General features: G+C 73.8%; 24 protein-coding genes. 10 read left to right on the forward strand and 14 right to left on the reverse strand.

Annotated features, from left to right (window positions below; genetic code table 11):
- The first annotated feature begins 15 nt into the window (after nt 1-15).
- Genes HHX40_RS12745 through HHX40_RS12755 form a run of 3 tightly spaced genes read left to right on the forward strand, consistent with a single transcriptional unit; the run spans nt 16 to nt 3,454 of the window.
- A complete protein-coding gene (locus tag HHX40_RS12745) occupies nt 16-1,014 on the forward strand; it encodes an NAD-dependent epimerase/dehydratase family protein (RefSeq protein ID WP_182880728.1) in 999 nt (332 codons plus the stop codon).
- On the forward strand, nt 1,011-2,048 hold the full coding sequence (locus HHX40_RS12750; protein ID WP_182880729.1) for a glycosyltransferase family 4 protein: 1,038 nt from the start codon (nt 1,011-1,013) through the stop codon (nt 2,046-2,048). Before HHX40_RS12745 ends, HHX40_RS12750 begins: the two co-directional genes overlap by 4 nt.
- 5 nt (nt 2,049-2,053) lie before the next feature.
- Nucleotides 2,054-3,454, forward strand: coding sequence for a polysaccharide biosynthesis tyrosine autokinase (locus HHX40_RS12755; RefSeq protein ID WP_182880730.1), 1,401 nt, complete (start codon nt 2,054-2,056; stop codon nt 3,452-3,454).
- A gap of 84 nt (nt 3,455-3,538) precedes the next feature.
- Here the strand turns inward: HHX40_RS12755 and HHX40_RS12760 are convergent, their stop codons facing one another.
- The 4 genes from HHX40_RS12760 to HHX40_RS12775 all read right to left on the reverse strand — a co-directional run bounded on the left by HHX40_RS12760 (nt 3,539) and on the right by HHX40_RS12775 (nt 7,849).
- A complete protein-coding gene (locus HHX40_RS12760) occupies nt 3,539-4,132 on the reverse strand; it encodes a low molecular weight phosphatase family protein (RefSeq protein WP_182880731.1) in 594 nt (197 codons plus the stop codon).
- Nucleotides 4,133-4,207: 75 nt separating this feature from the next.
- Nucleotides 4,208-5,977 carry a DUF4012 domain-containing protein gene (locus HHX40_RS12765; RefSeq protein WP_182880732.1) on the reverse strand — a complete coding sequence of 590 codons (1,770 nt, stop codon included), beginning with the start codon at nt 5,975-5,977 and terminating at the stop codon, nt 4,208-4,210.
- 36 nt (nt 5,978-6,013) lie between these two features.
- Entirely contained in the window at nt 6,014-6,700 is a 687-nt protein-coding gene (locus HHX40_RS12770; protein WP_182880733.1) for a hypothetical protein, read from the reverse strand.
- Between the two features lie 282 nt (nt 6,701-6,982).
- Nucleotides 6,983-7,849: a hypothetical protein gene (locus HHX40_RS12775; RefSeq protein ID WP_182880734.1), complete on the reverse strand. Its 867-nt coding sequence runs from the start codon at nt 7,847-7,849 to the stop codon at nt 6,983-6,985.
- A gap of 273 nt (nt 7,850-8,122) precedes the next feature.
- Here HHX40_RS12775 and HHX40_RS12780 point away from each other — a divergent pair, with 273 nt between their 5' ends.
- Together HHX40_RS12780 and HHX40_RS12785 are read left to right on the forward strand one after the other, a co-directional pair.
- A complete protein-coding gene (locus tag HHX40_RS12780; RefSeq protein ID WP_310738067.1) occupies nt 8,123-8,773 on the forward strand; it encodes a class E sortase in 651 nt (216 codons plus the stop codon).
- A 16-nt stretch (nt 8,774-8,789) separates the two neighbouring features.
- Entirely contained in the window at nt 8,790-8,930 is a 141-nt protein-coding gene (locus tag HHX40_RS12785; RefSeq protein WP_165900863.1) for a hypothetical protein, read from the forward strand.
- A gap of 43 nt (nt 8,931-8,973) precedes the next feature.
- Here the strand turns inward: HHX40_RS12785 and mshC are convergent, their stop codons facing one another.
- From mshC to HHX40_RS12815, 6 genes are all read right to left on the reverse strand, one after another.
- Nucleotides 8,974-10,185: a cysteine--1-D-myo-inosityl 2-amino-2-deoxy-alpha-D-glucopyranoside ligase gene (mshC, locus tag HHX40_RS12790; RefSeq protein WP_182880735.1), complete on the reverse strand. Its 1,212-nt coding sequence runs from the start codon at nt 10,183-10,185 to the stop codon at nt 8,974-8,976.
- 10 nt (nt 10,186-10,195) lie between these two features.
- A complete protein-coding gene (locus HHX40_RS12795; RefSeq protein ID WP_310738068.1) occupies nt 10,196-11,008 on the reverse strand; it encodes an NRDE family protein in 813 nt (270 codons plus the stop codon).
- A 94-nt stretch (nt 11,009-11,102) separates the two neighbouring features.
- Nucleotides 11,103-11,879: an SCO1664 family protein gene (locus HHX40_RS12800; RefSeq protein ID WP_117409433.1), complete on the reverse strand. Its 777-nt coding sequence runs from the start codon at nt 11,877-11,879 to the stop codon at nt 11,103-11,105.
- Between the two features lie 37 nt (nt 11,880-11,916).
- Nucleotides 11,917-12,483 (reverse strand): DUF3090 domain-containing protein, encoded by a 567-nt coding sequence (locus HHX40_RS12805; protein ID WP_182880737.1) that lies wholly within the window; start codon nt 12,481-12,483, stop codon nt 11,917-11,919.
- 9 nt (nt 12,484-12,492) lie between these two features.
- The gene (locus HHX40_RS12810; protein WP_182880738.1) at nt 12,493-13,194 is read right to left on the reverse strand and encodes a histidine phosphatase family protein; all 702 of its coding nucleotides are present in this window, start codon (nt 13,192-13,194) and stop codon (nt 12,493-12,495) included.
- Nucleotides 13,191-14,009, reverse strand: coding sequence for an undecaprenyl-diphosphate phosphatase (locus HHX40_RS12815; protein WP_182880739.1), 819 nt, complete (start codon nt 14,007-14,009; stop codon nt 13,191-13,193). The genes HHX40_RS12810 and HHX40_RS12815 overlap by 4 nt, the downstream gene beginning before the upstream one ends.
- A gap of 35 nt (nt 14,010-14,044) precedes the next feature.
- Here HHX40_RS12815 and HHX40_RS12820 point away from each other — a divergent pair, with 35 nt between their 5' ends.
- From HHX40_RS12820 to HHX40_RS12830, 3 genes are all read left to right on the forward strand, one after another.
- Entirely contained in the window at nt 14,045-14,992 is a 948-nt protein-coding gene (locus HHX40_RS12820) for an aldo/keto reductase (protein WP_150934697.1), read from the forward strand.
- Between the two features lie 141 nt (nt 14,993-15,133).
- Complete coding sequence (locus HHX40_RS12825) at nt 15,134-16,117, forward strand: hypothetical protein (protein ID WP_182880740.1); 984 nt, start codon at nt 15,134-15,136, stop codon at nt 16,115-16,117.
- 181 nt (nt 16,118-16,298) lie between these two features.
- Nucleotides 16,299-16,865: a DUF2690 domain-containing protein gene (locus HHX40_RS12830; protein ID WP_182880741.1), complete on the forward strand. Its 567-nt coding sequence runs from the start codon at nt 16,299-16,301 to the stop codon at nt 16,863-16,865.
- A gap of 34 nt (nt 16,866-16,899) precedes the next feature.
- Here the strand turns inward: HHX40_RS12830 and HHX40_RS12835 are convergent, their stop codons facing one another.
- The 3 genes from HHX40_RS12835 to HHX40_RS12845 all read right to left on the reverse strand — a co-directional run bounded on the left by HHX40_RS12835 (nt 16,900) and on the right by HHX40_RS12845 (nt 19,479).
- Entirely contained in the window at nt 16,900-17,802 is a 903-nt protein-coding gene (locus HHX40_RS12835; RefSeq protein ID WP_182880742.1) for a helix-turn-helix domain-containing protein, read from the reverse strand.
- A gap of 160 nt (nt 17,803-17,962) precedes the next feature.
- Complete coding sequence (fabI, locus tag HHX40_RS12840) at nt 17,963-18,727, reverse strand: enoyl-ACP reductase FabI (RefSeq protein ID WP_117409426.1); 765 nt, start codon at nt 18,725-18,727, stop codon at nt 17,963-17,965.
- 47 nt (nt 18,728-18,774) lie between these two features.
- Nucleotides 18,775-19,479: a beta-ketoacyl-ACP reductase gene (locus tag HHX40_RS12845; RefSeq protein ID WP_117409425.1), complete on the reverse strand. Its 705-nt coding sequence runs from the start codon at nt 19,477-19,479 to the stop codon at nt 18,775-18,777.
- A gap of 76 nt (nt 19,480-19,555) precedes the next feature.
- Between HHX40_RS12845 and HHX40_RS12850 the strand changes: the two genes are divergently transcribed.
- Together HHX40_RS12850 and HHX40_RS12855 are read left to right on the forward strand one after the other, a co-directional pair.
- Nucleotides 19,556-21,049: a TldD/PmbA family protein gene (locus HHX40_RS12850; protein WP_117409437.1), complete on the forward strand. Its 1,494-nt coding sequence runs from the start codon at nt 19,556-19,558 to the stop codon at nt 21,047-21,049.
- Complete coding sequence (locus HHX40_RS12855; protein WP_310738069.1) at nt 21,046-22,491, forward strand: metallopeptidase TldD-related protein; 1,446 nt, start codon at nt 21,046-21,048, stop codon at nt 22,489-22,491. Before HHX40_RS12850 ends, HHX40_RS12855 begins: the two co-directional genes overlap by 4 nt.
- A gap of 28 nt (nt 22,492-22,519) precedes the next feature.
- Here HHX40_RS12855 and HHX40_RS12860 read toward each other — a convergent pair whose 3' ends face one another.
- Nucleotides 22,520-22,735: a dodecin gene (locus HHX40_RS12860; RefSeq protein WP_117409424.1), complete on the reverse strand. Its 216-nt coding sequence runs from the start codon at nt 22,733-22,735 to the stop codon at nt 22,520-22,522.
- Nucleotides 22,736-22,818 lie beyond the last annotated feature (83 nt).

The following is a 22,818-nucleotide window of genomic DNA, read 5'->3' on the forward strand; positions in this document are numbered from 1 at the left end:
TGCTGGGAGAAGGCCTTGACCACGTCAAGCGGGAACACCTATCTGATCACCGGCGGGAGCGGCTTCGTCGGATCCCACCTGACCGACGCCCTGCTCGCTCGCGGCGACTCCGTCGTCGTCCTGGACGACATGTCGACCGGCCGCCCGGCCAACCTCGCGCACCACGCGGGTGATCCACGGCTGCGCGTGGTCCGGGGCTCGGTCCTGGACGAGCTCGCCGTGGACCAGCTCGTGCACGAGTGCGACGTGGTGGTCCACCTTGCCGCCGCCGTGGGGGTGAAGCTGATCGTCGAGCAACCGCTGCGCTCGCTCACCACCAACATCCGCGGCTCGGAGATCGTCGTGGAGGCGGCGCACCGCTACCGGCGGAAGATCCTGGTGACCAGCACGAGCGAGATCTACGGGAAGAACTCGGCCGGTCCGCTCCCCGAGTGGTCCGACCGGATCCTCGGCAGTCCGGACGTCGTCCGCTGGGCCTACAGCACGGCCAAGGCGGTGGAGGAGATCCTGGCCAACGCCTACCACAGCGAACGCGGCCTGCCGACGGTCGTCGTCCGGCTGTTCAACACGGTGGGGCCGCGGCAGAGCCCCGCGTACGGCATGGTCATCCCCCGGCTCGTCCGGCAGGCGCTGGCCGGCGTGCCACTCACCGTGCACGGCGACGGCACGCAGACCCGCTGCTTCGCGCACGTACGCGACGTCGTTCGGGCACTTCTCCTGCTGCTGGACGACGACCGCGCGGTCGGCGGGACGTTCAACGTCGGCTCCAGCGACGAGGTGAGCATCCTGGAGCTGGCCAAGCTGATCGTCGAGCTCGCCGGGAGCACGTCCGGCGTCGATCTCGTCCCGTACGCCGAGGCGTACGGCAAGGGCTTCGAGGACATGACACGCCGGGTTCCCGACACCGGCAGGCTGCGCGCGCTGACCGGGTGGACGCCGGCCCTGACGCTGGACGACATCCTGCTGGAGACCATCTCCGACGCCCGCGCCGAGCTCGCGGCCACGGGCCGGTGAACGGCGCCACCGCCCTGGTCATCGCGATCAGCGCCTTCGCCGGCTGCGCGGCGGCGACCCCCGTGATGCGGCGCCTGGCGCTGCGCTGGGGACTCACCGACAGGCCCGGCGGGCACAAGTCGCACCGGCGGCCGACACCCTATCTGGGCGGGATCGCCATCATGCTGTGCACCGTCGTCCCCCCGGTGGCGCTGGCCGGCGCGGCCGGCCAGCGGATCGCCGGCATCCTCGTCGGCGCCGTGGCCATGGCCCTGCTCGGGCTGATCGACGACATCGCGCCGCTCCCTCCGCCGACCCGGCTGGCCGTACAGGCGCTGGCGGCCGGGGTGGCCGTGACGAGCGGGGTCGTGGCGCCGGTGACCGGGGCCTGGCCGGACGCGCCGATCACCCTGTTGTGGATCGTCGTGGTGACCAACTCCTACAACCTGCTCGACAACATGGACGGCGCGCTGGGCGCCGTCACCGTGGTCAGCACCGCGCTCCTCGCCGCCGCCGCCTTCGTGTCCGGGCGTCCGGAGATCGGCCTGCTCCTGGCCGCCCTGTCCCCCGCCGCCCTGGGGTTCCTGCTGCACAACTGGGCGCCGGCGCGCATCTTCATGGGGGACGCCGGTTCGCTGTTCATCGGATTCGTGCTGGCGTCCTCGGCGGCACTGGTGATCACCGGCACCGGGACCGGCACGGCGGTCGCGGGCCTGCTCCTGCCGACCTTCGTCGCGACCGTCGACACCGGGATCGTGCTGCTGTCGAGGCGCAGGGCGGGCCGGCCGCTGCTGCAGGGCGGCTCCGACCACCTCTCACACCGGCTGCACCGGCTCGGTCTCGGCAAGCGGCTCACGGCCCTCGCGCTCGCCGCACTCGCGGCCGCCGCCGGCCTGGCCGACCTGGCGATGACGCTGGGCTGGATCGCGCCGGCCGCCGCGGCGATCGGCGGCGTCGCCGCCGCGTGCGTCGCCGTCGTGCTGCCGCAGCGCGTTCCGGTCTATGCGCCCTATGCGCCGACCCGTCCCCGGACCTCTATCCGTGTAAGGGGCTGACAACCATGGAACTGCTCTATTACGCGCGGCTGATGCGCAGACACTGGCCGCTCCTGCTGCTCTCGCTGCTGGCGGGAGCGGGAGTGGCCTTCGCCGTGACCACCCACGCCACGCCACGGTACGTCGCCGGGATCACCATGCTGGTCTCGGCGGACGACCGGGAGGGCAGCCTCTCGACCGCTCTCCAGGCGGGCGCGCTGTCCCAGCAGCGGGTGCAGTCGTACGCCGCCCTGCTGACCAGCCGCCGGGTGGTCGGCCGGGTCGCCGGCACCGAGGACGTCCGCGACCTGCAGGACGCCATCACCGCCGGCGCGATTCCCAACACCACCCTGCTCCGGGTCACCGTCGCCGACAGCGACCCCGTGCGCGCCGCCCACCGGGCGGACGCCCTGGGCGCGGCGTTCACCCGTCTGATCGACGAGATCGAGCGGCCCACACCGAAGAGCCCGCCCACGGTCCGCGTCACCGTGGTCGACCCGGCGGAGGTCCCGCAGACGCCGGAGTCCCCCCGGCCTCCGGTCGACATCGCGCTCGGCGCGCTGATCGCGCTGCTCGCGGCCGTCACGGGCCTCGTCCTGCGCGACCGCCTCGACACCACCGTCAAGACCGCCGAGACGCTGCAGAAGGTCGCCGGGAGTTCGATCCTCGGAGTCATCGGCTACGAACGGGACGCCAAGCGGCATCCGCTGATCCTGCGCGACCAGGGCCGGTCGTCGCGCTCGGAGGCGTTCCGGTCGCTGCGGACGAACCTCCAGTTCATCGGGGTGGACAGGCAGCCCAAGTCGCTCGTCGTGACCAGTTGCCTGCCGGGCGAGGGCAAGTCGTCCACGTCGGCCAACCTCGCGATCACCATGGCCCAGGCGGGCTGGCGGGTGGTCCTGGTCGACGCCGACCTGCGGCGCCCCAGCGTCCCCCGCTACCTCGGCATCGAGGGCGGAACCGGGCTCACCGACGTGCTCATCGAGCGGGCGCGGCTGCACGACGTCATCCAGACGTGGGGGCAGCAGGGCCTCTCCGTGCTGCCCAGCGGCCGGATCCCGCCGAACCCCAGCGAGCTGCTCGGGTCGCGGGGCATGCGCTCGGTGCTGGCCCAGCTCACCGAGGAGTACGACATGGTGATCATCGACGCGCCGCCGCTGCTGCCCGTCACCGACGCCGCCGCCCTCGGCGCGATCTGCGACGGCGCGCTGCTCGTCGTGCGGCACGGCAAGACCCGGCGCGAGCAGGTGCTCCGGGCCGGTGAGCTGCTGTCGTCGATCAACGCCCGCCTCGTCGGCACCGTGCTGAACTTCGTGCCGGCCAAGCACGGCTCCTACTACGGCTACGGGTACGGATACGGGTACGACGCGGCCGTCCAGGAGGCCCCGCCGGAGGCGCCGCAGCCGCAGGCGCCCATACCGGTGTAGCGGTACGGCGAGAGCAGCTGCGTGGGGCCGCGTCGGGTGACGCGGCCCCACGCGTTCGCTTGCGGCGAGCGGAGGACCGCCGGGTCAGGCAGTCGCGTGCGTCAGCAGGCGGATCGGGGCGGCGAGCGCGTCCGCGATGCGGCGGGCCGCGTCCCGGTAGGCCCTGCGGGGGCCTCCGTAGGGGTCGGCGATGTCGGGCCGCTCCACCCGCACCAGCCCGCGCAGTGCCCCGGTCTCCTCCAGCAGGGCCCGCGCCCGGCGTACGGGACCCTCGTGGCCCGGCACCCGCCCGGCGGGGACCGCGCGGGCCAGCACGCCGAACTCGACGATGGTGAACGCGCGCGCGGCCGCGACGGGATGCAGGGCCACCGCCGCGGCGCGATGCTCGGACGAGGCCGCCAGCACGAGATCGGCGCCGGCCACCGCCGCGGCGGTGAGCGGGCGTGAGGCGAACCCTCCGGGATCGCCGCCGAGCCGCAGCAGCGCCCCGCACGCCCGCTCGGCCATCGGAAGTCCCGGCCTGGCGTGGGTGCCCGCGCTGCCCACGAGGATCGGCGAGCCCGGCCCGAGCGCGGCCAGGGTGAGCCGCTCGGCCATGGCCGAGCGGCAGATGTTGCCCGTGCACACGAACAGGATGCGGAAGGTCTCCGCGCCCTCCGGCGGATGCGTACGCTCCATGGGCGGGACGCTAGGCCGGGCCCGGCGCGCCGCCCCTCGCGGCGCGCCGGGCTTTAACGGTTCCTGCCGGTCACCTCAGGAGGGGCCGCAGCCCCTGACGTCGGCCGTCACCAGTGTGTGCTGCGGGCGGACGAGCGGCTGCACCGGGACCACGGGGGCCGCCGCCGAGTACGGTTCGAGCAGGTCGAACTCCAGCGTCCTCGACTGGCCGGGCGCGAACTCCAGCACCTTGGAGTAGACGGGATGGGACCGCTCGGTCTCGGAGTAGAACGAGATCGGCCGGCCGTCGAGCCGGACCCCCGTCGCCCTCGCCCCGATTCCCGCGTACAGCGACACCCACAGCACGTTGGAGCCGGCGGCGTGAGGACGCCGCGGGTCGTCGAGCCGGCCGGTGACGTAGGCGGGCAGCGGCCCGCGCGGCACGTCGTTGGTGAGCCGGACCCGCACCCGCGAGGTGCGCAGCCCGTCCGGACGGCACGGGCCGAGCTCGTAGGTGAGCGAGCGGTCCAGGTAGTAGTCGAGCTTGGTGCCGGCCGAGTTGTTCACGACGAGCCCGGCGTACGGCTCGCGCCGCTCGGGCAGCACCCCGCCGACCGGAGTCGACGCGAGACGGCGCTGCTCGTCCCCGGCCCGGCTCCAGACCGTGAGCCGGCTCTCGCCCACCATGCGCGCGAAGGCGGGCAGCAGCCGCGTGGGCTCCCCCAGCCGGCCGGTCAGCGCCTCGCTGACCGCTCCGGCGATCCTGACCAGGTACTTCTTGCGCTCGGCGGGGTCCGGATAGCGGGCGTAGGCCTCCCGCTCCGTCAGGTCGACGACGTTGCCCGCCGTCACCGTCCCACCGCCGCCGGGAAGCCTCACCGGCCCGATGGCGCCCAGGATGTAGGAGAGGCCGACGGGGTCGGTCGCGATGGCCCCGTCCAGCTCCTGGCCGGTCTGGCGGCGCCAGAGTCCGGTCCAGGTGGCCGCGGCGTAGGGGAAGTGCGGGGACAGGTTCGACACCGACAGCGTCGTGGTCGCGCCCCGCCCGTAGCGGGAGGCGAAGGCGGAGCCGAGGTCGGCGACGGGCTCGGCGCTGGCCGCCATGCCGGTGTTGGCGGACAGCCGGGTGACGGACACCCTGCCGCCGTCGGCCTTCAGCACGCCGAAGGCGCCGACGAGGCCGCCGGTCCCGCGGGCCTCGGCGTTCGTCTCGAACGCCAGGAAGTAGCGGCGGGGACCGTCGCGGCCCAGGATGGGCGGCAGGAGGGCGGCGGCCTCCGCCCCCTGGCTCAGCATGCCGTGCAGCCGGCCCGCCTCGCGGAGCGCCGTGTCGCGCGCCCCGTCCAGGGCGGCCAGGCCCGTCGACGCCGGGGTGCCCGCCACCCGCGATCTCGCCGCGGCCACGCGGGCGGCGCCGTCGCGCAGCACCGGCGCCATCGCGTCGAGGGCGGCCAGTGCGCGCCGCAGGTCCCCCGGCGCCCGCGCGCCCGCGGACAGCAACGGCGCGGCCGCGCGCTCCACGCGGGTCAGTACGTCGGTGATGTCCGCGACGGACGCGGCCAGTCCCCGGGTCGTGGCCGCGCCGTCGCCCACCACCGGAAGGTGGGTGAGCAGCGCCCAGTCGGGGCCGCCGGTCAGCCGCCGCGCCTCCGCCGCGTGACCGCGGGCCTCGGCGAGCGTCACGGCGACGGAGCGGGCCGGCCCCACGGCGCCCGGCCGCAGCCGGAGCAGGGCGGCCCGCGTCGCCTCCAGATGGTCACGCACGCTCAGCCCGAGGTGGGCCGCCCAGCCCCCGGCCAGCACGAGGCCGAGGGCCAGCGACGGCAGGCCGGCGACGACCAGCCTGCGAGTTCTTCCAGGTGTCACCGGGCCGCTGCGCCCCGGACCGCAGACCACCTGCTTCTATTCGGCATCGCCGGACCGCCGACGCCGCGCGGACAACAGGGTGCAGCCGAGTGCGACGGCCAGCAGGCCCGCCCCCGCGACGGCCACGCCCGCGGGCGCGCCCGTGAACGGCAGGCGGCCGCCTCCCGAGGCCTGCGCGGGAACACCGCCGGTCGGCGCCTCTCCGGCGGCCGGCCCGCTCTCGAAGGAGCCCTCGGACTCCTCCTCGCCGGGCATGTCCTCGTTCTCGTCGGCGCGCTCCTCCTCGGCCTCCTCCCCCGGCACCTCCTCGGACTCGTCCTCGGCCTCCGTCTCCTCAGGCGCGACGGCCTGCGCGGGCCCCCCCTGCGCCTGCTGCCCGGCGTTCTGCACCGGTGCGATCCCGCCCGCGCCGGCGGGCGCGACGATGGGCTGCGCGTTCCCGTTGTTGGTGTCGTTGGTCGTGGAGACCTGCGGCCAGCTCCAGCCCTGCCAGTTGTTGTTGGGCCACCAGAAACCGTTGTTGTTGTTGGTGGTGTGGACGGGCTGCACCGCGGCCGGCTCGTTCTCCTGCACGGCCGGCGTCACGACCCGCGGGTCCACCACGGTCTCCACGCTGATGGGCCTGGGCGGGTAGACGCCGTCGCCCGACGGCAGCACCGTGAACCCGACGGACTCCGCGGCCGCGACCCCGGGGATCCCGAGGGTCAGGCCGCCGGCGACCATTGTCGCCAGAAAAATTGGTCTTTTAGTTTTACGCGCCACTTGGACTCCCGATAACGGCCATTATGCCGATTGAGCATTTGCCCGGATTGCCAGCGACATGTCGCTGCTCGACTGTTATATGCGTCCGGTTAACGGCCGCTCCGCCCCGGCGCACGGCGCTTACCGAACGATCGCGCAGGGTTCTCGCTTCGTTGACCGGCCTCCCCGCCACACCTGCCGCGCGTCCCCCGCCGCCGCGCCCCCTGCCACGGCCCCGCGGGCACCGGTGCTACCCGGCGTCTGCTACCCGGCGCCGGTGGAGCGCCGCCGCCGGGCGGTGGCGAGGGTGCAGCCGAGCGCGACGGCCAGCAGGCCCGCGCCGGCGGCGGCCACGCTCACCGGCGCGCCGGTGAACGGGAGCCGAGCGCCGCCCGCCGGGCCCGCCGCCGGGCCGACCGCGGCGACCGGCGCGGGGCCGGCCATCTCCTCGGGGGCCACGCCGGCCGGCGCCTCGTCCGCCTCGTCCGCCTCGTCTTCGTCGGCCTCGTCGGTGGTGTCCTTCTCGGGGGACTCCTCGTCCGTCTCCTCCCCGGGGAGTCCCTCCTCATCGGTGGTCTCCCCGGGCAGCTCCTCCGGCTCCCCCTCGACGGCCGAGGCCTTGCCGGCTCCCACCGGCGCCTCCGCCGGCCCCTCCGCCGGCCACTGCTCCGCGCTCTGCGTCGCGTTCTGCAGCGGTGCCATGTCAGCGCCGCCCGCACCCGCACCGGTGCCCGGGCCGATGGCCGGACCGACGCCGGTGACGCTCGGGCCGGCGCCGCGACCGGTGCCCGCGCCCGCGGGCGCGGCGATGGGCTGCGCGTTGATCGTCTTGGTGTCGCTGTAGGTGTAGGCCAGCGGATAGCTCCAGCCGCCGGCGTTCCGGTTCCAGACCCCGCCGTTGTTGTTGCACGCGTTGCCCGTGCAGACGGGCTGCTGCGCGGCCGTCCCCGGCCCGCTCTCCTGCACGACCGGGCTCGCGTCCACGTTCTCGCCCGGCTCCTCGGCGTTCTCCGCCGTGACGGGCTCCGGCGAGAGGGCCGTACCGTCCCCCGCCGGGGCGACCGGTGACATGACGGTCCCCGCGGCCGCGGCCACGGGGATCCCGAGCGTCAGGCCGCCCGCGACCGTCACCGCCAGAAGAATGGGTAGGGTGTTTTTTCGCGCCACTTTGGACTCCCGATAACGGCATTCACGTAAACGAGCATCTGCGACCGTTGTAAGCGGCCGGTGAAGATCGGCTCGAATACGGCGCACGGCGCTTACCGAACGATCGGCCAGGGTTCTCGGTCCGTTGACCGCGACCCGCTCGCCGCTTCGCGCGCGGCCGCGACCCGGGTGCCAAAGAATTCACCAACGCCCTCGCGCGACGGCCGCGGATCGTCACCGGAAGGCGATACTCGGTCCGTGCGCGGAGACGACGGCGGAGCCGTGACGGCGACCGTACGGGTGATCGGCGAGCTGTGCCTGCCCGCCGGTCTGGTCCTGCTGCTGTTCTACGCGTACCTGCTCTGGGGCACCGGCGCGGAGACCGAACGGGAGCAGCGCGTCCTGCAGCGGCGGCTGGGAGAGGTCTTCCTGCGGCATGAGGGGCGCGCGGGCCCGGCCGCGGTGCGGCCCGGCGACGCCCTGGCGCTGCTGCGCATCCCGCGCCTGGGAGCCGGGTACCGGTTCGCCGTCGTCGAGGGCGTGGGCCCGGACGAACTGCGCAGAGGCCCCGGTCACTACCCCGGCACCGCCCTGCCCGGTCAGGTCGGCAATTTCGTGCTCTCGGGACACCGCACCACCTACGCGGCGCCGTTCAACCGGATCGACCGGCTACAGCGCGGCGACGACATCATGGTGGACGCGTGGGACGCCCGCTACACCTACCAGGTGACGCGCAAGGAGGTCGTGGATCCCGGCGAGGTCGACGTCGTCGATCCCGTCCCCGGCCACCCGGGGCAGCGGCCCACCACCGCGTTCATGACCATGACCACCTGCCACCCCAAGTTCTCCGCGGCGCAGCGCCTGGTCGTCCAGAGCGTGCTCGTCCGCCGTGAGGAACGCCGGGACTGACCGAGGGAGATCCGGCGTGTACAGGTTCCTCTGGCGGCTGCTGCCCGGCGGCGCCGCGCTCCGGCTGACGATCGCCGTGCTGCTGACCGGAGGCGCGGTGGCCGCGCTGTGGTACGTCGTGTTCCCCTGGCTGGCGCCGCGCCTGCCGATCGGTTGAGCCGGCCGCCGGGCTCACGGCACCGCCCGGCGGCCGCGCCCGGTCAGAGGGCGACGCCGAGCAGCGCGTCGGCGACGTCGCGGACCAGCGCGGGCGAGGACGTGTCGTCGCCCGCCCCGGCCGCCCAGGCGTCGATCGCGGCGAGCGCGCCGGGCGCGTCGAGGTCGTCGGCGACCCGCTCGCGGACCGCGGCGAGCACGGGCTCGCCCGCGGGCCCCGCCGGACGCGCCACCGCCGCCCGCCACCGCGCCAGCCGGGCCTCGGCCTCCGCGAGCTGGTCCCCCGTCCACTCCCAGTCCGTGCGGTAGTGGTGCGCCAGCAGGGCGAGCCGTACGGCCATGGGGTCGGTCGTGCGCCGCAGCCGGGAGACGAACACGAGGTTGCCCTTGGACTTCGACATCTTCTCGCCGTCCAGGCCGACCATGCCGGCGTGCACGTACGCACGGGCGAACGGCCACTCGCCGGTGGCGACGTGGCCCTCGCAGGCACCCATCTCGTGGTGGGGGAAGATCAGGTCGGAGCCGCCGCCGGCGACGTCGAACCCGGTGCCGAGGTTGCGCAGGGCGATGGCCGTGCACTCGACGTGCCATCCCGGCCGGCCCCGGCCGAACGGCGAGTCCCAGGAGGGCTCGCCCGGCCGCTCGGCCCGCCACAGCAGCCAGTCGAGCGGGTGACGCTTGCCCGACCTGCCGGGGTCGCCGCCGCGCTCGGCGAACAGCGCCAGCATCGTCTCCTCGGAGTAGCCCGAGACCGCGCCGAACTTCGGCGCCGCGGTGACGGAGAAGTAGACGTCGCCGTCGACGTCGTAGGCCGCGCCGCGCTCCGACAGCCGGCCGATCACCCCGGTGATCTCCTCGATCGTCTCGGTGACCCCCACGTACTCGCGGGGCGGCAGGATCCGCAGCGCCTCCATGTCGGAGCGGAACAGCTCGATCTCCCGCTCGCCGAGGGACCGCCAGTCGGTGCCGGTCGCCGCCGCCCGCTCCAGCAGCGGGTCGTCCACGTCGGTGGCGTTCTGCGTGTAGTGCACGTCGTGGCCCGCGTCCCGCCAGGCCCGGTTCACGAGGTCGAAGGCGAGGTAGGTGTTGGCGTGCCCGAGATGCGTGGCGTCGTACGGCGTGATGCCGCAGACGTACATCCGGGCCTCTCCCGTGGGGGCCGTCTCCCGCACCTCTCGGGCGGCGGTGTCGTACAAACGGAGCGGAAGGCCCGGACCAGGCAGCCTGGGGACATTCGGAGCAGACCACGATCGCATGGTGTGCAGCCTATCCGCGCGCCCGACGGCTCCGGCCGGGCGGTCCGCCCCGGGACGTGTCGATCTCGTGCCAGGTGGAGGGGTCGTCCGGCTGGGGACAGAAGTCGTAGCGCAGCCCCTCCGGGGCCAGGGCGACCAGCGTCACCGACAGGCTCGCGAAGATCCGCCCGTCCGGGAGACGCCGCCGCACGATCAGTGCCCGGGGGTCGTCCCAGGCCACCGCGCCCCCCACCGTGCCCTCCGCCGTGCCCTCCGCCGTGCCGCCCATCCCGGCGCCGGAGGCCGGGTCCAGCCACTCGCCCCAGAAACGCTCCGTGGAGCCGCCGTCGGTCCACTCCGGCCGGGCGGCGCGGGTGAACCGGGGCCGGAACCAGGCCGTCCGCGGGTCTCGGCCGGACCGGTCCCAGCCCGTGTTGACGATCATGTGGACGCCCCCGGGCAGCTTCTCCTCGGCGAGCCGCCCGCCGTCCCAGCTCCACAGCCGTACGCCGTCGAGACCGCCGAGGACGAGATGGAAGGGGTCGTAGCGGAACAGGTCGACCGGCGGCAGCTCCCCCGCCTCGGCGGCCAGCAGCGGCAGCTCGCCGCGGGACCGCCGCCCGGCCGCCGGAGCCGCGGTGCCCTCGCCGTTGAGCAGCGCGGCCACGCGCCGCTCCGCCGGGTCGGCGGCCAGCCAGGTGCCGCCCGCCTCCAGGTCGCGGCCCCCGATCAGTCCGGGGTGGTCGGGCCAGTGACGGTCGGGTGACATCCACGGCCGCGTGACGAACTCGTCACGCACGCCCACCAGGAGCACCGGTGTGCCGGCCTCCGGGTCGACACTCACGATGACCGTACACACTGCGTGTTCCCTCCAGAAACGGTAGAGACCCCTGCAGAGTGCACAATACGTACGTTCTGCGCAAGCTTCGGGCGGACCATCAGATCGGCGGCCATGGGATGGCGGGCCAGTCGTCGGAGGGATGCGGGTGGACGCCGGTGGCCAGCAGCCTCTTGACCCGCTCCCAGGTCGCCTCCACCTCGGCCTGGGTGAGCAGCTCGCGCAGCCGCCGCCCGAGACGGCCCCGCTCGATCTCGCGTTCCAGCCGCTCCAGCACGTTGACCGCCTCGCGCGGCAGCGTCCTGCCGCGCCACTGCCACAGCACCGTACGCAGCTTGTCGTCCACGGAGAAGCACACTCCGTGGTCGACGCCGTACACATGGCCGTCCGGCAGCGGGAGCAGGTGGCCGCCCTTGCGGTCGGCGTTGTTCACCACCGCGTCGAAGACGGCCATGCGGCGCAGGGCGGGGTTGCGGCTGCGCATCACGGTCATCAGGTCGGCGTCGGGATCGGCGTCGATCCACAGCTGCACCATGCCGGGGCCGAAGGGGCCGTCCCGGAGGACCGTCGGCGGCACGATGCGCCAGCCGGTGACCGCCGCCACCTCGTAGGCGGCCACCTCCCGGGCCGCGAGCGTGCCGTCGGGGAAGTCCCACAGAGGCCGCTCACCCCGCACCGGCTTGTACACGCACGCCGCCGCGTGCTCGCCGGTGGCGACGGAGCAGTAGAGCGTCATGTTCGTGGCCTCGACGAGTCGCCCGGCCACTTCTAAGGTGCCCTCCCGCAGCAGGCGCATCGCCGCCGCGTCGTCCAGTCCCGCCCCGTCGGGTCCCGCTCTGTCCACGCCGCCGATGCTCGCCTCGTCCTCAGCCGTCATCCGGATCCTCGCCACGCCGCGCGTACCGCCCTGCCCCTCACGCGGACAGCCCTCCGGGATGGTGGCCGTTGAGCCGCACGCAGATGTGGCCCTCCGGGTCGAGGGGCCGCCCGCACAGCGGGCACGGAGGCCGGCCCGCGGCCACCACCTCCAGGGCCCTGCGGCTGAACGCGCGGGCGGCGGCGGCGCTGATCCGCACCCTGAGAACGGCGGGCTCGGGCCGGTCGTCGGCCGGCGGCTCGTCCTCCTCGTCGCCCTCGCCCGCCTCCTGCGCCTCGATGACCACCTGGGAGGTCTCCGGGTCCCAGGCGAGCGCCATCGTCCCCACCCGGAAGTCCTCGTCGAGCGGCAGCTCCAGCGGCCCCTCGTCGGTCAGCTCGGCCGGGGCGACGGCCGGGACCGGCGCGCGTCCGCCGCTGCGCCGCAGCACCTCGTCGAGCAGCTCGTCGAGGCGGTCGGCCAGCACGGCGACCTGGAACTTCTCGAGCGCCACGGTGGTGATCCTGCCGTGGCCGCGCGCCTGCAGGAAGAAGGCTCGTGCGCCCGGTTGCCCAACGGCACCGGCCACGAACCTGTCAGGCGGATCGTAATCGAAGACCGGCATAGCCCGACCTTATGTGGTCCCTGCTCCGCCGCCGACGGCGGCGTCGCTTCCGGTGGTGGTTTCTCCCCCGTCTTCCCGCGACGGAACCTCGGGCGGGGGCACCAGGTTGGCCACTCCCCCGCCCACGTCGTTGGCCCTCAGCAGGAAGGGGCGCAGCGGTGTGTAACGGATCACGGTGACGGAGGCGGGGTCGGCCGTGATGCGCTGGAACTGGTCCAGGTGCAGCCCCAGCGCGTCGGCCACGATCGCCTTGATGACGTCCCCGTGACTGCAGACGAGATAGGTGGCCTTCTCGCCGAGCCGCTCGTTCCAGTCCCGCACGGCCCGCACGGCCCGGCTCTGCACCTCCGCCATGGCCTCGCCGCCGGGGAAGACCGCCGCGCTGGGATGGGCCTGCACGACCCGCCACAGCGGCTCCTCGGCGAGCTCCTTCAGCGGCCTGCCGGTCCAGTCGCCGTAGCCGCACTCGCCGAACCTGTCGTCGGTCTGCACGGTGACCGGGCGGCCCTGGGCGATGGCGGTAGCGGTCTCCTGACACCGGTCCAGCGGGCTCGACACGATCGCGTCCAGCTCCAGCGGCGCGAGCCGCTCGGCCACCGCGCGCGCCTGCTCCCGGCCGCGCTCGTCCAGGTGGACGCCGGGCGTCCAGCCCGCCAGCACCGGGCCGGTCAAATCGGTCAGGCCGTGCCGTACGAGAAGGACGGTCGTCATGACTCGAGCACCCCCAGGTAGAGGAGGGTGAGGAGGAACGTTCCGGCGAAGACGCGGTAGACGACGAAGACGATCGTGGAGTGCCGCGCCACGTAACGCAGCAGCCAGGCGATCGAGGCGTACCCGACCACGAACGAGACGACGGTCGCGATCAGGGTCGGCACGAGCGGCGGGCCGCCGCCGTCGCCGACGTCGCGCAGCTCGAACAGGCCCGACAGCACCACGGCCGGGATGGACAGCAGGAAGGAGTAGCGGGCCGCCGCCTCGCGCGTGTAGCCGAGGAACATCGCGCCGGTCATGGTGGAGCCCGAGCGGGACGCGCCGGGGATCAGCGGCGCCATCTGCCACAGCCCCACGATCAGGCCGTCGCGCATGGTGAGGTCGGCGACCTCCTTCTTCTTCCTGCCGAACTGCTCGGCCGCGAGCAGCAGCAGGCCGAACGCGATCAGCATGGTGGCGTTGAGCCAGAGATTGCGGGCCGGGCCCTCGATCGCGTCCTTGAACAGCAGGCCGGCCACGCCGATCGGGATCGTGCCGAGCCCGATGTACCACCCCATGCGGGCGTCGAGGTCGCCCCGCAGCTCCGGCGTCCACAGGCTGCGCAGCCAGGTCCAGAGGATCCGGACGATGTCGCGCCAGAAGTAGAGCAGCACGGCCAGCATGGTGCCGAGCTGGATCACCGCGGTGAAGGCGGCGCCGGGGTCGCCCCAGCCGGCCAGCTTGGGCACGATCAGCAGGTGGGCGGAGCTGGAGATGGGCAGGAACTCGGTGAGACCCTGCACGACTCCCAGCACGATGGCCTGTAGTACGTCCATGGTGCGGACAGCCTATCGGCTAGTCTGTCCGCACAATGGACCAGCGACTTGTCGGGCGCAGCGGTCTCTCGGTGTCCCGGATCGGGCTCGGCACGATGACCTGGGCCCGCGACACCTCCGCCGAGGAGGCGACCGCTCAGCTCACCGCGTTCGCCGAGGCCGGCGGCACGCTGATCGACACGGCCGACGTGTACGGCGGGGGCGACGCGGAGCGGCTGATCGGCCGGCTCATCCGCGACGTGGTGCCGCGCTCGGAGCTGGTGATCGCGACCAAGGCGGTCCTCATGCCCGGCGGCGAGCGGGACGCCTCCCGCCGTCATCTCATCCGCGCACTCGACGCGTCCCTGGCCCGTCTCGGGCTGGAGGAGGTCGACCTCTGGCAGCTCCACGCGTTCGACGACCGGGTGCCGCTCGACGAGACGCTCGCGGCCGTCGACTTCGCCGTCTCGACCGGCCGTACGGCCTACGCCGGGGTGTGCGACTACACGGGCTGGCAGCTGGCCGCCGCCGCGACCTGGCAGCGGTGCGGCGACGCGCGCGCCCCCCTCGTCGCGGCGCAGGCGGAGTACTCCCTGCTGGCCAGGGAGCCGGAGGAGGAGCTGATCCCGGCCGCCGCGCACGTGGGCGCCGGGCTGCTCGCCTGGTCGCCGCTGGGACGCGGCGTGCTGACCGGGAAGTACCGCACCGGGATCCCCGCCGACTCGCGCGCCGCCACCCCGCACTTCGCCGAGTTCGTACGGCCCTATCTGGACGAGCGGTGCCGCCGGATCGTGGAGTCGGTGACCACGGCGGCCGAGGGGCTCGGCGTGTCGCCGCTCGCCGTGGCGCTCGCCTGGGTGCGCGACCGCCCGGGCGTGTCGTCGGCGATCGTCGGCGCCCGCACCCACGCGCAGCTCCTCGGGGTGTTACAGGCCGAGGAGCTGACCCTGCCGTGGGAGATCCGGGAGGCCCTGGACGACGTGTCGGACGTCTCCGACCCCTGACCCGCCGAGGGGCGAACGAGAATCGTCTTCACGTATCACACATCGATACCGAATTGCAACTTTCTACTGCATAACCCCGCGCTCTGGCGAAGAGTGGCGGGTATGTCGGGGGATTGACCAGACGACCGCGGAAGGGAACACATGGGCACCGCACGCAAGGCCTCCGCCATCTCCGCCGGGGCTCTCGCGATCGCCCTGGGCGGTGGGCTCCCCCTCACCGCGTCCCCGGCATGGGCCGACTGCACCACCGGCGGCGGGCTCGTCTCGGGAATCACCGGTGGCGTCTGCAACCTGGTGGACGGCGTGGGCCGCGTGGCGGACGGCGTCACCGACGTCGCGGACAAGGCGACCGGAGGGGTGACGGAGCCGGTCACCAAGGCCGTGGACGACACCGTGCAGACGGTGACCGGCACCGCCGGCACCGCTGTCGACGACATTGGGAAGACGGTGGACGACACCGTGAAGACGGCCACCGGCGCGGCCGGGACGGCGTCGGACGCGGTGGGCTCGGCGGGCGGCGGCGTCACCGGAGGCGGCTCGGGAGGCTCCTCCGCCGGGAGTGCTCCCACTCCCGTGCAGGATCTCACCGACGGGCTGAGCCGGACGATCCAGGACACCTGCCTGCCCCTGGTGGCCGGCGAGCGCTGCGCGTCCGGCGACGAGACGGGCACCGGCGCCGGTGGGAGCGGCCGGAAGCACCGCCCGTCCGCGACCGCCGGCCGTCCGGCGCGTCCGAAGCCCTCGCACGCGCCCGAGGGCGCCCTCCCGGTGGAGCCGTACCGGCCGGGGCCGGCCGCGCAGAGCGGCGGGGCACCCGCCGCACCCTCTCACCCCGTCGTGGACCCGGACGCGGACGGCCTGATCCCGCTCCTGTGGCCGGGTCAGAAGATGCCCGAGTTTCCGGGTCTGCGCGGCAGGGTCACCGGCGTGCCCCTGCGGGACCAGCGGCCGTACGACGCCGTGGGGACGGCCCTCACGGCGGCGCTGCTGCTGTCGGCGGTGCTCGCCACCCGGGTGGTCTCGGCGCGGCGGGCCCGCGCCGGGCAGCAGGAACCGCAGGAGTCGATCCCGTTCGAGGGCGGCCTGCGGCTGCCCGACCGGTCGGGCCGCCACCGGCTCGCCTGAGCGCGCCGTCTTCCGTGAGGTCGTGCGAGGTCACGGATTGATGCGCGGCGCCGCCGGACGGACGGGTTGATGCGCGTTGTCTCCACTCCCCGTGCGGCCGTCGCCGCCGTCCCCCACGTGGGCTTCGATGCCTGTCGTGGCACCCGCGAAGGGCCGGGTGCCGGCAGGAGAGGAGGAGCCCATGACGAGATGGAGCACCGTCCTGAGGACGCTCGCCGTGCCGGCGGTCGCCGCGGCCGTGCTCGCGGCGGCCCCGGCGGCGTCGGCCGGATCGGGAGGCGGATCGGGGCCGGGACCGGGGCAGGGGCGGGCCGTGGGGCCGGAGCCGTCGGGTGCGGCGCACTCCCCGCACCGCTCGGGGACGTTCTGCGCCCTGAGCCCGGGCCGCCGGTTGTGCGACGGCACCGACCCGGTGGACTCGGCGTGCGCGTCCGGCTCGTACACCGTGCGCAGCTCCAGGCTCTGGTACCGCGACGGCCGCGGGCCGGCGGGCGCGACGGCCGAGTTGCGGTACTCGCCCCGGTGCGGGACGAACTGGTCCAGGGTCACGTTCGACGGGGGCCGGACGGGCCCGGTGACGGTCATGGTCTGCCGGGGCGACGGCTACGGCGACTGCACCGAGGCGTACCGCACGCGCGGCGGCTCGGCCTACTCCGACCAGCTCTACGCCAGGGACGTGCCCGCGACGGCGTACGCCTGGTGCTGCGGCGCCGGACCCGGCTCGGCCGGCGCGTGGGCGAGGGGCTGAGCCCCGCCCGGCGACGACGTGGAGGGCGGGCGCGTCAGCGGGCACAGCGGGTCGCGGCGTGCGGGCCCTCCCCCCTCTCGGTGACCACCCAGCCCTCCACCCACACGCACCCCCGTGCCAGGGAGAGCATGTCGCCGTAGCTGCCCGGCGGCGTGTTGTTGGACCACTGCGAGCGGACCTGGGCGTTGTCCGCCGGGCGGTGCGCGGCGAGCCACACCGTGTACAGACGGGGATTGTCGTAGTGCGCGGACGCCCATGCCGTGTCGCAGACCGGGCTGCGCCGCAGCCGCAGCGTCCCGAAGCGGGCGCCGCCCGGCAGGAGGAGCGGGACGGCGTCGAGCGTTTCGAGCGTGTCCGGGTCGGGTCCGCATCCCCGGGCGCGGGGGTCGTCGCCGTCCATGTCCTCGGCCAGGCTCGCGTCGGTCGTCCGGTCGGTGAGGTGCTGGTTGCGCGACGTCCAGCCGGGCGCGAGCAGCGGGCCGCTTCCGGCGGCGCCGAACGCCACCGCGCCGGCGGTCACGAGTGCGGCCAGCGGCACGAGCAGGCGCCCGCGTTCGCGTGCCCGGCCCGCGAGGCCGCCGGACGCACCGCCGCGCGCGGCGGACGGGACGTCCTCTTCCGCGTCCGGCGCCGGAGACGGCGGTTCCCCACCGGACGTCTCTGGGGCATCGGCGATCTCCGCGCTGACGCGGTGCCAGCGCCGCGTCCATTCGTCCTCGTCGCCGCCGCAGGCCCTGACGAAGGCGAGGGTGACCTCCAGACTGGGCAGGACCCGCCCGCCCGCCGCCCGCGACAGCACCGTGGCGGAGTAGTGGGCCCGCTCGGCGAGGGCACGGTAGGTGGGTGTCCCGGCCTCCTCACGCAGCCGCCGCAACGCCACGGCGAACGCCTGGACGGGACCCTCCTCGGGGCTCAGGTCGCGCTCTGGTCGTCCCATCGTCCCCATCCACGGCCACCGGGCGGCCAGGACCTCGCGGGCTCACCGGGTCACGCCCGCTCGGGCGGGCGGACCCCACGCACGTCCCGATGGTAGGCGCGGCGACGGCAGGCGGCAAGATCGCCAGGGCCGCGGGGGGCCCGCGGCGGGACCGCCGTCGTCAGGCGCCCATCGCGTGCACGCCGCCGTCGACGTGGACGATCTCGCCGGTGGTGGCGGGGAACCAGTCGGACAGCAGCGCGAGGCACGCCCGGGCGGCGGGGGCGGTGTCGGTCAGGTCCCAGCCGAGCGGCGCGCGCTCCGGCCAGGAGTCCTCGAACTCCTGGAAACCGGGGATGTTCTTGGCCGCCATCGTGCGGAGCGGACCGGCGGCGACGAGGTTGACCCGGATGCCGTGCCTGCCCAGGTCGCGCGCCAGGTAGCGGGAGCACGACTCCAGCCCGGCCTTGGCGACGCCCATCCAGTCGTAGACCGGCCACGCCTTGGTCGCGTCGAAGTCGAGGCCGACGACCGCGCCGCCCTCCTTCATCAGGGGCAGGCAGGCGACGGCGAGCGACTTGAACGAGAACGTCGAGACGTGCACCGCCGTGGCGACGTCCTCCCACGAGGTGTTGAGGAAGTTGCCGCCCAGGCAGGACTGCGGGGCGAAGCCGATGGAGTGGACGACCCCGTCCAGCCCGTCGAGGTGCTCGCCGACGCGGTCGGCGAGCGTGTCGAGGTGGTCGGTGTCCTGCACGTCCAGTTCGATCACCGGCGGCGGCTCGGGCAGCCGCTTGGCGATGCGCTCGACCAGGCTGAGACGGCCGTAGCCGGTCAGCACGACCCGCGCGCCCTCCTCCTGGGCCAGCTTGGCGACGTTGAAGGCGATCGACGAGTCGGTGAGGACTCCCGTGACCAGCAGTCGCTTACCGTCCAGCAAACCCATGTCCAGCTCCGCTCAGTCAGTGCTCAGTGGCCCGGTGATTCAGTGGCTCAGTGGCCCATGCCGAGGCCGCCGTCGACGGGGATGACCGCCCCGGTGATGTAGGAGGCGTCGTCGCTCGCCAGGAACCTGACGACCCGCGCGATCTCCTCCGCGTGCGCCTGCCGTCCGAGCGGGATGCTCTTGCGGATCTGCTCCTGCGTCGCCTCGTCGAGCACCGCGGTCATGTCGGTCTCCACGAACCCGGGCGCGACGACGTTGACCGTGATGCCGCGCGAGCCGAGCTCGCGGGCGAGCGAGCGGCCGAAGCCGACCAGCCCGGCCTTGGAGGCGGCGTAGTTCGTCTGGCCGGCCGAGCCGGACAGGCCGACGACGGAGGAGATCAGGATGACGCGCCCGCGCCGCATCCGCAGCATGGGCCGCACGGCCCGTTTGGCGACGCGGTAGGCGCCGGTCAGGTTCGTGTCGATGACGTCGGTGAAGGTCTCTTCCTTCATCATCGGCAGCAGGGTGTCCTTGGTGATCCCGGCGTTGGCGACGACCACCTCGACCGGGCCGTGCTCGGCCTCGGCCTTCTCGAAGGCGGCGTCGACGTCGGCGGCTCTCGTCACGTCGCAGCGGACCCCGAACAGGCCCTCCGGGGGCTCTCCGGAACGGTAGGTGACGGCGACGGCGTCTCCCGCGGCGGCGAGCTCACGGGCGATCGCGAGGCCGATACCGCGGTTTCCACCGGTGACGAGAACAGAGCGAACCATGCAACCGACCGTATCGGCTACCCGACGGTAACCGCTTGTCCGCAGGACACAAGATCACAGGGCTAGGATCGTGGACATGCGCCAGATCGACCCGGACTTCCTCGCCCTGCCACTGCGGCGGCTGGCGGACGCGGCCCTGCAGCGCGCCCGTGACCTGGGCGCCGAGCACGCCTCCTTCCGCCTCGAGCGGGTGCGCGCCGAGACCCTGCGCCTGTTCGACGCCCGCCTGGAAGGGTCATCCGACGCCGACGACCTCGGGTTCGCCGTACGGGTGATCAAGGACGGCACGTGGGGGTTCGCGTCCGGCATCGAGCTGACCGCGGAGGCGGCGGCGCGCGCCGCCGAGGAGGCCGTGCGGGTGGCGGCCGTCAGCGCGCCGATCAACCGCGAGCCGGTCGGGCTCGCCCCCGAGCCGGTGTACGACGACGTGACCTGGGTGTCGGCCTACGACGTCGACCCGTTCGACGTGCCGCTGGCGGACAAGACGGCACTGCTTGCGGAGTGGTCGTCCGGCCTGCTCGGCCGGACCGACCACGTCTCCGCCTCGCTCATGCAGGTCAAGGAGCAGAAGTTCTACGCCGACTCGGCGGGCACGGTGACCACCCAGCAGCGGGTCCGGCTGCATCCCGTGCTGACGGCGATGAGGACCGACGGCGACCGGTTCGACGACATGCGTACGCTCGCGCCGCCGGTCGGCCGGGGGTACGAGTACCTCACCGGCGCCGGCTGGGACTTCCCCGCCGAGCTGGCCGAGCTGCCCGACCTGCTGGACGAGAAGCTGAAGGCGCCCTCGGTGGAGGCCGGGCGGTACGACCTGGTCGTCGACCCCTCCAACCTGTGGCTGACCATCCACGAGTCGATCGGGCACGCGACCGAGCTCGACCGGGCGCTCGGATACGAGGCGGCCTACGCCGGCACCTCGTTCGCCACGTTCGACCAGCTCGGCAGCCTGCACTACGGCTCGCCCGTGATGAACGTGACGGGCGACCGCACGGTCGAGCACGGCCTCGCCACCGTCGGCTGGGACGACGAGGGCGTCGCGGGCCAGTCGTTCGACATCGTCCGGGAGGGCACGCTGGTGGGCTACCAGCTCGACCGCCGGATGACGCTGCTGAAGGGCCTCGGCAGGTCGAACGGCTGCGCCTTCGCCGACTCCCCCGGGCACGTGCCGATCCAGCGGATGGCGAACGTCTCGCTCCAGCCGGCGCCGGACGGCCCGTCCAGCGAGGAGCTGATCTCCCGGGTGGAGCGCGGCGTCTACATCCTGGGCGACAAGAGCTGGTCGATCGACATGCAGAGATACAACTTCCAGTTCACCGGGCAGCGGTTCTACCGCATCGAGAACGGCCGGCTTGCCGGGCAGCTCCGCGACGTGGCCTACCAGGCGACCACCACGGACTTCTGGCGTTCCATGGAGGCCGTCGGCGGCCCCGGGACGTACGTGCTCGGCGGGGCGTTCAACTGCGGCAAGGGCCAGCCGGGCCAGGTCGCGCCGGTCAGTCACGGCGCCCCGGCGGCGCTGTTCCGCGGCGTACGGATCCTCAACACCGTCCAGGAGGGTGGCAAGTGAGCGACCATTTGAGCGGCGGGGTGAGCAGTGGGGTGAGCGGCGGGCTGGTCGCACCGCAGGAGACGGTGGAGCGGGCGCTCGCGCTGAGCGAGGCCGACGGCTGTGTCGTCATCGTGGACGAGGGCTCGACCGCCAACCTGCGCTTCGCCGGCAACACGCTGACGACCAACGGCGTCGCCCGCTCCTCGCGGCTCACCGTGATCTCCGTGGTGGGCGCGGGGGTCGGGGTCGTGTCGCGCTCCGCCGTACGGGACGGGCAGCTCGCCGACGTGGTGGCCGCGGCCGACCGCGCCGCCCGCGAGGCCCGCCCGTCGGAGGACGCGCGGCCTCTGGTGGGCACGGACGGGGTGGACACGGCAGCGGCGAACACGGCGGCGGCGGGCTGGGACCGGCCGGTGGAGCCGACGTCCATCGACGTCTTCGGCGGGTTCGCCCCCGCGCTCGGCGAGGCGTTCGCCGCCGCCGACGCCTCGGGACGCAGGCTGTACGGCTTCGCCGAGCACATCGTGACCTCCACCTTCGTCGGCTCGTCCACCGGCCTGCGGCTGCGCCACGACCAGCCGACCGGCCGGCTGGAGCTGAACGCCAAGTCGGCCGACCTGTCGCGTTCGGCCTGGACGGGCGTCGCCACCCGCGACTTCGCCGACGTGGACGTGGCCGCGCTCGACGCCACACTCAGCCGGCGGCTCGACTGGGCCAAGCGGCGGATCGACCTGGAGCCGGGTCGTTACGAGACGATCCTTCCGCCGACGGCGGTCTCCGACCTGATGATCTACCTGTACTGGTCGTCCGGCGCGCGCGACGCCGCCGACGGGCGCACGGTATTCTCCCGGCCGGGCGGCGGCACGCGGGTCGGCGAGCGGCTCTCGCCGCATCCGATCTCGCTGTACAGCGACCCCGCCCACCCCGGGATCGCGTGCGCGCCGTTCGTCGTCGCGCACGCCTCCGGCCGCGAGCAGTCGGTCTTCGACAACGGCCTGCCCCTCGGCCGCACCGAGTGGATCAGCGACGGCACTCTGGCCAACCTGGTGCAGACCCGGCACTCGGCGGAGCTGACCGGCCTTGCCGCGACCCCGCAGATCGACAACCTGGTGATGGAGGGCCCGGCGGGCGGGCGCTCGCTGGAGGAGATGGTCGCCTCGACCGAGCGGGGACTGCTGCTGACCTGCCTGTGGTACATCCGGGAGGTCGACCCGCAGTCACTGCTGCTGACCGGGCTCACCAGAGACGGGGTGTACCTGGTCGAGAACGGCGAGGTCGTCGGCGAGGTCAACAACTTCCGGTTCAACGAGTCGCCGGTGGACCTGCTGGGCCGCCTGACCGAGGTCGGCGCGAGCGTGCCCACCCTGCCCCGCGAGTGGGGCGACTGGTTCAACCGCGCCGTCATGCCGCCGGTCCGCGTGCCCGACTTCAACATGTCGACGGTCAGCCAGGCGAGCTGAGCCCGCCCGGCCCTCCTGTCCGGCCGTCCTATTCGGCGTCCTCGAGGCGGAAGCCCACTTTCATGCCGACCTGGAAGTGGGCCACCTCGCCGTCCACGATGTGGCCGCGCACCTCGGTCACCTCGAACCAGTCCAGGTGCCGCAGGGTCCGGGCGGCCCGCCGGACACCGTTGCGGATGGCCTGGTCGACGCTCTCCTCCGAGGTGCCCACTATCTCGGTCACCCGATAGGTGCGATCCGACATCACGTCCTCCTGCCTGTGCCTGTCCGCGTGATCGTAACCCCCCCGCGGACGTCCCCCCGCTCCCTCCGGGGTCTACCGTGGAA

Origin of the sequence: Microbispora sp. H10949 (genome assembly GCF_014161435.1) — a bacterium.
Taxonomy (GTDB): Bacteria; Actinomycetota; Actinomycetes; order Streptosporangiales; family Streptosporangiaceae; genus Microbispora; species Microbispora triticiradicis.